Here is an 8,044-nt window from a genome sequence, read left to right as displayed (position 1 = left end):
CCTTGATCTGTTTGCCGCCCGCCCCCGTCTCGGTGGAGAGCTGCATGGTCTTGACCTCGCCGACGATCAGGCCGTTGTACCGAACGTCCGCACTGTCGACGAGTCCGTCGCCGGTGTCCTCCATCTCGGCGTGCACCCCGACGACCGAATCGAACGCACCCTGATACCGCATGAACAGAACGACGAACATGATGGCGAGCACGACCACGAAGATCAGTCCGCGCAGGATGTACTGGCGTAGCGACGGGTTGCGTCCGTCGGTGGCGACGTTCATCGGTCTCCCCTCATCCCGATATCCGAACGCCCGACGACATGCCCCAGAAGACGAGCGTCATGATGAGGTTCGCGAAGACGATGACGATGATCGCGAGACGGATCGCGTGGCCCGCCGCAACGCCGACTCCCTCGGGTCCGCCCGACGCGAAGTACCCGTAGTAGCACTGGATGAAGGTGGTCAGCAGCACGAAGATGATCACCTTGACGAACGAGAAGAACACGTCCTGCGAGCGGATGAACGAGTCGAAGTACGAGAGGTAGTCACCTGCCCCCTTGCCGCTCTGAAGCTGGAACATGACCTGGCACGCAATGTAGTTCGCGGCCAACGACACCGAGTAGAGCGGCACGATAGCGATCACGGCCGCGAGCATGCGCGTGGTCACGAGATACGGCATCGGCCGGATCGCGATCGACTCGAGGGCGTCGATCTCCTCACTGATCCGCATCGACCCAAGCTGTGCGGTGAACCGACATCCCGACTGCGCGGTGAACGCCGTAGCGGCGAGTAGTGGTCCTATCTCGCGGGTCGTCGCGAAGGCCGAGAGTCCGCCGGTCACCGGTGCCATGCCGAGCAGATTCAGCGCGGTGTAGCCCTCGATACCGACCGTCGCGCCACCCATGACACCGAGGATGAGCATCACCCCGACGGTTCCACCGCCGACGACGATCGCCCCATTGCCCCATGCGACGTCGGAGAGCAGACGCCACACTTCTTTGCGGTAGTGGACGAAGGTCAGCGGCACCGCACCGATCGACCGCACGAGGAACGTGACGAGATGCCCCATCCGTGCGAGCGCGTCGCGAGGTGCGGTGACGACCACCTTGCCCGCGTTGAGCGGACGCAGAACCGGTGCCACATACCGTGATGCAGTCACCTCACACCACCTTTGTCGGGACGAGGAGAGCGAACATCTGCGTGAGAATGACGTTCACCGTGAACAAGAGGAGGACCGAATTGACGACTGCGGCGTTGACCGAATTCGCCACTCCCGCAGGCCCACCCTTGGTCGACAACCCGCGGTCGCACGCGACGATTGCCACGATCGCCCCGAAGATGACCGACTTGATGAGCGCGAACGAGAGGTCGGAGACTGAGGCGAACGATGCGAAGGTTCCGGTGTAGCTGCCGGGTGTTCCGCCCTGGAAGTACACGTTGAACACGTAGCCGGTGATGAAGCCGACGAAGCACACGAAGCCGCACAGCAGGAAACTCACGACCATCGTCGCGAGGAGTCGCGGCGAGATGAGTCGTTCGATCGGGTTAACACCCATCACCTTCATCGCATCGATCTCGTCGCGGATCGTCCGCGAGCCGAGGTCGGCGGCGATGGCAGAACCGACGGCGCCCGCGAGCAATAGCGACGTCACCAGCGGTGCACCCTGACGAATCACGCCCAGACCGGTTGCCGCTCCGGAGAACGACGTTGCTCCGATCTGTCCGGCGATGTTGCTCACCTGGATCGACACGATGACGCCGATTGGAATGGCGACGAGCAGGGTCGGCAAGACGGACGTGCTGGCCATGAACGCGCACTGACGGATGAACTCCGCGAACGGAAACCGCCCCTTGGCGATGTCGACGAAGAGGGTCCGGAACACCTCGACGAAAAGACCGAGTTGCCGCCCGAACGTGTCGAACGAGGCCACGACATGCTCGCGAAACCACACGGCAGCGCCATTATGACGAGACCTGATGGTCACGCCACGGTCTGGCGCCGTACTCTCCTGCTCCGCGGTTTCGCTCATGCCCGACTCTCGATGACAACCACCCCTGCCCGTGCTGTGCGCACCTCCGGTGTCGCGTATGCCGGAGATCATGCCACTGTTGGCACCGCGCCAACAAGCTGTTTACCTTTACCGAACTAACTGCGCGGTAATATACATCGCCCGACCGACGGCATGTGCGATGGGTCACATGGCGGCGAGTCGGCGCTCCCGCGTTAGCGGATCTACGGTTGGGCCATGGAGACCACCCCCGGACCCCGCAGCCCTCGCGACGCAGACAACATAGCGACAGGCGCCTCGAGGTCGGAGGAAAACGTTCACAGGAGTTCACCACAGAGACGATTCGACCCACCCCGTCTCATCGACGATGTCGAGGTGTGGGCCCCGGCCGCGAGTTCGGTCATTCTCGTGACCGACACACCGGACGCCGACGGCAGTCCGATGACGCCCGTGACCGACGCACCGGGCTGGTGGCGGGTCGACACTGTCGGCGGCGCGGGTTCCGGTGCGGCGTCGCAATCAGGTTCGGAGCCGCAGCGCCGCTACGGCTTCAGAATCTTCCGCGACGCCGCGACATCGGACGACTCGAGCGCCGACGCCCCGGTGCGTCCCGACCCCAGGTCTGTCCGCCAGCCCGACGGCGTGCACGGTATGTCGGCGTTGCACGTCGTGGACGAATCGATCTGGACCGACGACGAGTGGCACGGACGGTCGGTTCTCGGCGCGATCATCTACGAGCTCCACGTCGGGACGTTCACTCCCGCAGGCACACTCGACTCGGCCATCGACAAACTCGACCACCTCGTCGACCTCGGCGTCGACTTCGTCGAACTCATGCCGGTCAATGCGTTCAACGGCGACGTCGGATGGGGATACGACGGCGTCGACTGGTTCGCCGTCCAGGAGTCCTACGGTGGCCCCGACGCGCTCGTGCGGTTCGTCGACGCATGCCATGCGCGCGGGATCGGAGTCGTCCTCGACGTCGTCTACAACCATCTCGGGCCGTCGGGAAATTATCTGCCGGAGTACGGGCCGTACCTCAGCGACGGCGCCACCTCGTGGGGCGCCGGACTCAACCTGGCCGGACCGGACTCCGACACCGTGCGTGACTACATCGTCTCCAACGCACTGCGGTGGCTACGCGACTTCCACATCGACGCACTGAGGCTCGATGCCGTCCACGCCCTCAACGATCACCGGGCGGTGCACATCCTCGAGGAGCTTGCCACCGAAACAGATTCTCTCGCAGCAGAACTCGGCAGACCGCTCTCACTCATCGCCGAGAGCGACCTCAACGACCCCCGTCTGGTCACACCGCGTGATCGTGGCGGCTTCGGGCTGACGGCGCAGTGGGACGACGACATCCACCACGCGATCCACACACTCATATCCGGGGAGCGGCAAGGCTACTACGCCGACTTCGGCAGCTACGACGCGCTGGCAAAGGTGTTGCGGGGCGGCTTCTTTCACGACGGCACCTATTCGTCGTTTCGACGTCGACACCACGGCAGGCCGATTCCGACCGACGAGATCGCAGCAGCGACCCTGCTCGCCTACACCTGCAACCACGACCAGATCGGCAACCGCGCCATCGGCGACCGACCGTCGGCCTACCTCGATCCCGGCCAACTCGCCATCAAAGCGGCTCTGGTGCTTCTCTCCCCGTTCACCCCCATGCTGTTCATGGGTGAGGAGTGGGCGGCGAGTACTCCGTTCCAGTTCTTCACCTCGCATCCTGAGCCCGAGCTCGGCCGCGCAACCGCCGAGGGACGCAAGGCCGAATTCGCCGAGCACGGTTGGGATAGTGCCGAGATCCCCGATCCGCAATCACCGCAGACGTTTGCCGACTCGAAGCTCGACTGGAGCGAGCCCGGCACCGGAGTCCACGCGCGGGTGCTCGAGTTCTATCGAGCACTCATCGAGCTGCGCAAGACCCGAAACGCGTTCGCCGACACGTCATTTGCCTCACTCGACGTCGAGTACGACGAGCAGGCCGGCTGGTTCGCGATGCACCGTGGCGACCAGAGCGTCGTCGCGGTGATCGGCGCAGAGCCGACCGACGTGCCAATCCGGCTCGAACCGGCGCTGAGCTGGGCCGAGGTCGACATCACCGACGACGGTCTGCACAGCCCCGGCCACAACGTGGTTGTCGGCACCCGAGTGCGGTGACGGCCACGTCACCCCGGTTCAGGTCAGGTAGTTGTATGCCGACGAACCCGGTTCGAGCCGCTCACAGTTGAGTCGGGAATGCGACATCCGCTCCATGAGGTCGGCGAGCCCCTCTGGTGAACCGAGTTCGATGCCGACGAGCGCCGCACCCGTCTCGCGGTTGTTGCGTTTGACGTATTCGAACACCGTGATGTCGTCGTCGGGACCGAGGACTTCGTCGAGGAACCTCCGCAGTGCGCCCGGCTCCTGCGGGAAGTCGACGAGGAAGTAGTGCTTGAGTCCCTTGTGGACGAGGGACCGTTCGATGATCTCGTTGTACCGCGACACGTCGTTGTTGCCGCCGGAGATCAGGCAGACGACGTCGGCGTCGGCAGGCAGTGACAGTCTCGACAGCCCGGTGACGGCCAGCGCACCCGCGGGCTCGGCGATGATCCCCTCGTTCTGGTACAGGTCGAGCATCTCCGAACAGATCGCGCCCTCGTCGACGTGGGTGATGTGAGTGGTACCCGGCGTCACGACCAGCGGATCGTCGACGGACAGCACCGGCACGTGCGACGTTCCGCCCTGCCGCGCGACCTGCCGTCGTACCTCGGGATGGTCGGCGACGGTCGCACCCATCGAGGCGAGTACGCGGTGACCGAGTGCGCCGATCCGCTTGACCGCAGCACCGTCGACGAACGGGTCGATCGCGTCGAGGGTGACCGGCCCTCCCGCCACCAGCGCGGCCGACAGCGATGCCGCACCGTGCGGTTCGACGCCGATGATCGCGACGTCGTCGGATTTCGACCGCAGGTAGGTGGCGATGCCCGCCAGACAACCACCTCCGCCGACCGGAAGGACGACGACGTCGGGAACCCTGCCGAGTTGCTCGACGATTTCCACCGCACTGGTGCCCTGGCCGGCTGCGGTCCGCGGGTCGTCGAATGCGTGAATCCACGCAGCACCGGTCCGGATTACATCGTCCTGCGCAGCCGCCGCGGCAGCGTCGTAGGTGTCGCCGACCGCGATGAGTTCGACGAATTCGCCTCCGTGCCAACGGATACGGTCGCGTTTCTGCTTGGGTGTCGTGGTGGGTACGTAGATGCGCCCCGGCACCTTCATGGTGCGGCAGGCGTAGGCGACGCCCTGCGCGTGGTTGCCCGCACTCGCCGCGACGACGCCCGGCGCGAGCTCGTCCTCGGACAGCAGCGACATGGTGTTGTACGCGCCGCGGATCTTGTAGGACCGAACCGTTTGCAGGTCTTCGCGCTTCACGTGGATACGGGCGCCGTACGCCTCCGAAATACGCGGTACGGCCTCGAGCGGGGTACGAGTGACCGCGGGCGAAATTCGCTCGACAGCCGCTTCGATCGCGTCGGCGGAGAGCTGCTGATCCGACGCTGTGGGCTGCGAATTGTCGATTCCGAGGTGTTGCGTACTCACCCTCTTATGGTCTCACCTCACGAAATCCCTCGTCGCGCGACCCGACCGACGTAGCATCGGTGGCGTCCACCCATTTCGCCGCGGGTCGTCGACACGCCGTCGTCCAGCACAGTGGCGACACCCTCACCGCATCGCGGCGGACGACAAGCAGGAGGTCGGCATGCTCCGACACCGCGTTCTGACACCATCCCTTCGGACGGCAACTCTTCGGCGGACAACCGCTCTTGCCACCGCCTGCGCGGCAGCCTGCGCGACGGTGATCGTCACCGCCGTCACCGGCACCGGTACCGCGGATGCCGCGGCGCCGTGTCCGGGTGGCGCCGCACCGGCACGGCTCGTCGGCACCGTTCCCGGAGCAGCGTTGGAGGGATTGACCGTCGATTCGCGCGGACGGCTCTACACCACCGACCTCGTGAGCGGTCGGGTGTTCCGACTCGATCGGCCCGGCGCGGGTGCCGTGCCGATAGCCAAGGTCCCCTCCGGTGGCGCAGGGGCACTCGCGTGGACCCCGGACGGCACGCTCCTCGTCGGCTACGGGTCGGACCCACGCGTGTTCCTCGGCGATGCGATCCGTCCCGGCGCGATTGCACGGCTCGACGTCAACAGCCTGGCCCTGCGCCCATGGGTCGGCGGCCTCTCCGCAGCCGACGGGATGGACGTGTCGGCACGTGGAAATGTGTACGCCACCAACGACTTCGGCAATTTGGTCGGACGCATCACGCCCGCCGGGGCGGTGCAGGCCAACTGGGCTTCGATTCCGAGCGCGAACGGCGCCGTTCTCAATCGTGACGACAGCTTCCTGTACGTGTCGCGCACGTTCAGCAATCCGGGAGTCAGCCGGATCTCCACCGGCAATCCCCGTGTCGTGCAGAGCCTGTTGACGCTCGGCGGGGCGGACACGCTCGCCGCACCAGACGGATTGACACTCGACGCCGCCGACCGTCCGGTGGTTCCGTTCAACGCGAGTGGTCAGATCGTGCGGATCACCTCACCGGGACGCTATTGCGTCCTCGCGAGCGGCCTACCGCTGTCGAGCGTGGTGTCGTACGGTCGTTCCGCGAGTGGCTTCTCGGCCGGGCACCTGTACCGGGCGGGCTTCGACGGTCGGATCTATGAGATCCCGAGTGGTTACTCAGCCGGGTCGGTCGCCGCGTTCCCCGGCCGCTGAGCCGACTCGCGCGTGAGGCTGGCGGCGACGATCCACACCGCGACACCTGCCGCGGCCGACGACCATGCGGCGATCTCGGGCGACCGGGTCACGACGAGTGCGATCAACGCGACCACGGTGGCCGCCACCGCAGCGTACAGCTTGTGGACGGGCCAGCTCACTCCGGCGATGTCGACGGTGTGGCCGTGGCCGGTTGCGCGACCGCGGTGAGCTCCGTTGGACTCGAGCAGAACTGTCATCGGATACCTCGCAACGATTCGGCTGGCTGTTCGTCTACCCGTTCGGGTGGGCTATGCGTCGAGTATAGACACACCCGCGAGAAAATGTTCGGTGAGCCGAAACCTTCCAGAGTGACCGACCGATAATTGCTGGTCAGCTCGCGTCAGCGCCCGCCACGCAGGGTGTCGAAGAGCTCGTGGTAGGGACCGACGAGGTACGCGGTGTCGTCTGCGGCGAGGCGATCGTCGCGGCGGGGATGCACGATGGTGTCGGTGCCCCGCACGATGGCGATGATGCGTGTGCGCGTCGGCAGGTCGGCCATGGTCATGCCGTCAAGGGGGCTCCCGGCGCGGATGAACAAACCACCGACCATGAACGAACGCTGTCCGACGGAGAAGGTCGAGATCACCTGGGACACTTATCTGTAGTAGCAAGACAAGATGAGTTATAAATATGCCCTTGACCTTTGCATTTGTTGTTATCTACATGTATACTATTAGGTATCAACCGAGTATTCAGATGCGAAAACTTTCATCGGTGAACCTATTGATATGTAGGAACGGATATGAAATTCTTCATGCATGAACCTCAGCCAACTCCAGGCCAAGTGCGACCAGCTGGTCGAGCAGTTCAACGGCGAGTTCGTGGTGTTGCGGCGCGACCTGGCCGACGCCGTTCAGGCGGTTGCCGACCTCTGGGAACCTGTGGTGACCGAGCACGGCGGGACCGTGTCGGACCTACACGGAATGATCCACTGCACGGACGTGCGCGGGATGCTGTTGCTTCGCACTGTGGGTTTCAGGAATCCAGATTCTCCGCCGAAGCCTGGCGTGTTCGCGATGCGTTACGGGCAGGGGATGTCAGCACTGCTCGAGGACCAGCGAGGGACCAGCATCCGGGTCCGGAAGATGCCGGCGTCGGTCATCCCGGAGCAGGGCGAGCGTCTAATCGTGCGCACCGGCCCGGTTCCGGTGACTCCCGACGAGCGGGACTCCGGCCCGGCGGAGGCCGACTGGGTGCTTCCGTTCCCTGTTCCCGATCCGGAGCAGCAGATTCCCTCGGGCC

Annotated in this window: 6 protein-coding genes and 3 pseudogenes; 3 read left to right on the top strand and 6 right to left on the bottom strand. The window is 65.0% G+C overall.

The features are described 5' to 3' along the window. The 3 genes and pseudogenes from B3T59_RS20915 to B3T59_RS20905 all read right to left on the bottom strand — a co-directional run. Positions 1-274, bottom strand: a pseudogene (locus tag B3T59_RS20915) (mammalian cell entry protein); the annotation flags it as partial. A gap of 10 nt (positions 275-284) precedes the next feature. Then, positions 285-1,151 carry an MlaE family ABC transporter permease gene (locus B3T59_RS20910; RefSeq protein WP_049698217.1) on the bottom strand — a complete coding sequence of 289 codons (867 nt, stop codon included), beginning with the start codon at positions 1,149-1,151 and terminating at the stop codon, positions 285-287. Position 1,152: 1 nt separating this feature from the next. Next, positions 1,153-2,022 (bottom strand): MlaE family ABC transporter permease, encoded by an 870-nt coding sequence (locus B3T59_RS20905; protein WP_287005029.1) that lies wholly within the window; start codon positions 2,020-2,022, stop codon positions 1,153-1,155. Positions 2,023-2,238: 216 nt separating this feature from the next. Here B3T59_RS20905 and treZ point away from each other — a divergent pair, with 216 nt between their 5' ends. Further along, positions 2,239-4,170: a malto-oligosyltrehalose trehalohydrolase gene (gene treZ, locus B3T59_RS20900; RefSeq protein WP_287005028.1), complete on the top strand. Its 1,932-nt coding sequence runs from the start codon at positions 2,239-2,241 to the stop codon at positions 4,168-4,170. Positions 4,171-4,188: 18 nt separating this feature from the next. Here treZ and ilvA read toward each other — a convergent pair whose 3' ends face one another. Further along, positions 4,189-5,592 (bottom strand): threonine ammonia-lyase IlvA, encoded by a 1,404-nt coding sequence (ilvA, locus tag B3T59_RS20895; protein ID WP_082938075.1) that lies wholly within the window; start codon positions 5,590-5,592, stop codon positions 4,189-4,191. Between the two features lie 160 nt (positions 5,593-5,752). Here ilvA and B3T59_RS20890 point away from each other — a divergent pair, with 160 nt between their 5' ends. Continuing rightward, positions 5,753-6,760 (top strand): SMP-30/gluconolactonase/LRE family protein, encoded by a 1,008-nt coding sequence (locus B3T59_RS20890; RefSeq protein ID WP_376782647.1) that lies wholly within the window; start codon positions 5,753-5,755, stop codon positions 6,758-6,760. Here the strand turns inward: B3T59_RS20890 and B3T59_RS20885 are convergent. Beyond that, positions 6,721-6,999, bottom strand: coding sequence for a hypothetical protein (locus B3T59_RS20885; protein WP_287005026.1), 279 nt, complete (start codon positions 6,997-6,999; stop codon positions 6,721-6,723). The two genes, B3T59_RS20890 and B3T59_RS20885, sit on opposite strands and share 40 nt — an antisense overlap. A gap of 143 nt (positions 7,000-7,142) precedes the next feature. Further along, a pseudogene (locus B3T59_RS20880) lies at positions 7,143-7,391 on the bottom strand (cation:proton antiporter regulatory subunit); the annotation flags it as partial. Positions 7,392-7,560: 169 nt separating this feature from the next. Between B3T59_RS20880 and B3T59_RS20875 the strand changes: the two are divergent. Beyond that, positions 7,561-8,044 (top strand): annotated as a pseudogene (locus tag B3T59_RS20875) (hypothetical protein); the annotation flags it as partial.

The organism is Gordonia sp. UBA7860 (assembly GCF_002500165.1).
Lineage (GTDB): Bacteria > Actinomycetota > Actinomycetes > Mycobacteriales > Mycobacteriaceae > Gordonia > Gordonia sputi.
Note: the sequence above shows the minus strand (reverse complement) of the source record. Positions and strands in the feature narration are given on the sequence as shown.

Coding starts and splice junctions, on each gene's coding strand:
- B3T59_RS20885 (WP_287005026.1), bottom strand. CDS start 6,999: ATGACAGTTCTGCTCGAGTCCAACGGAGCTCACCGCGGTCGCGCAACC.
- treZ (WP_287005028.1), top strand. CDS start 2,239: ATGGAGACCACCCCCGGACCCCGCAGCCCTCGCGACGCAGACAACATA.
- B3T59_RS20905 (WP_287005029.1), bottom strand. CDS start 2,022: ATGAGCGAAACCGCGGAGCAGGAGAGTACGGCGCCAGACCGTGGCGTG.
- B3T59_RS20890 (WP_376782647.1), top strand. CDS start 5,753: ATGCTCCGACACCGCGTTCTGACACCATCCCTTCGGACGGCAACTCTT.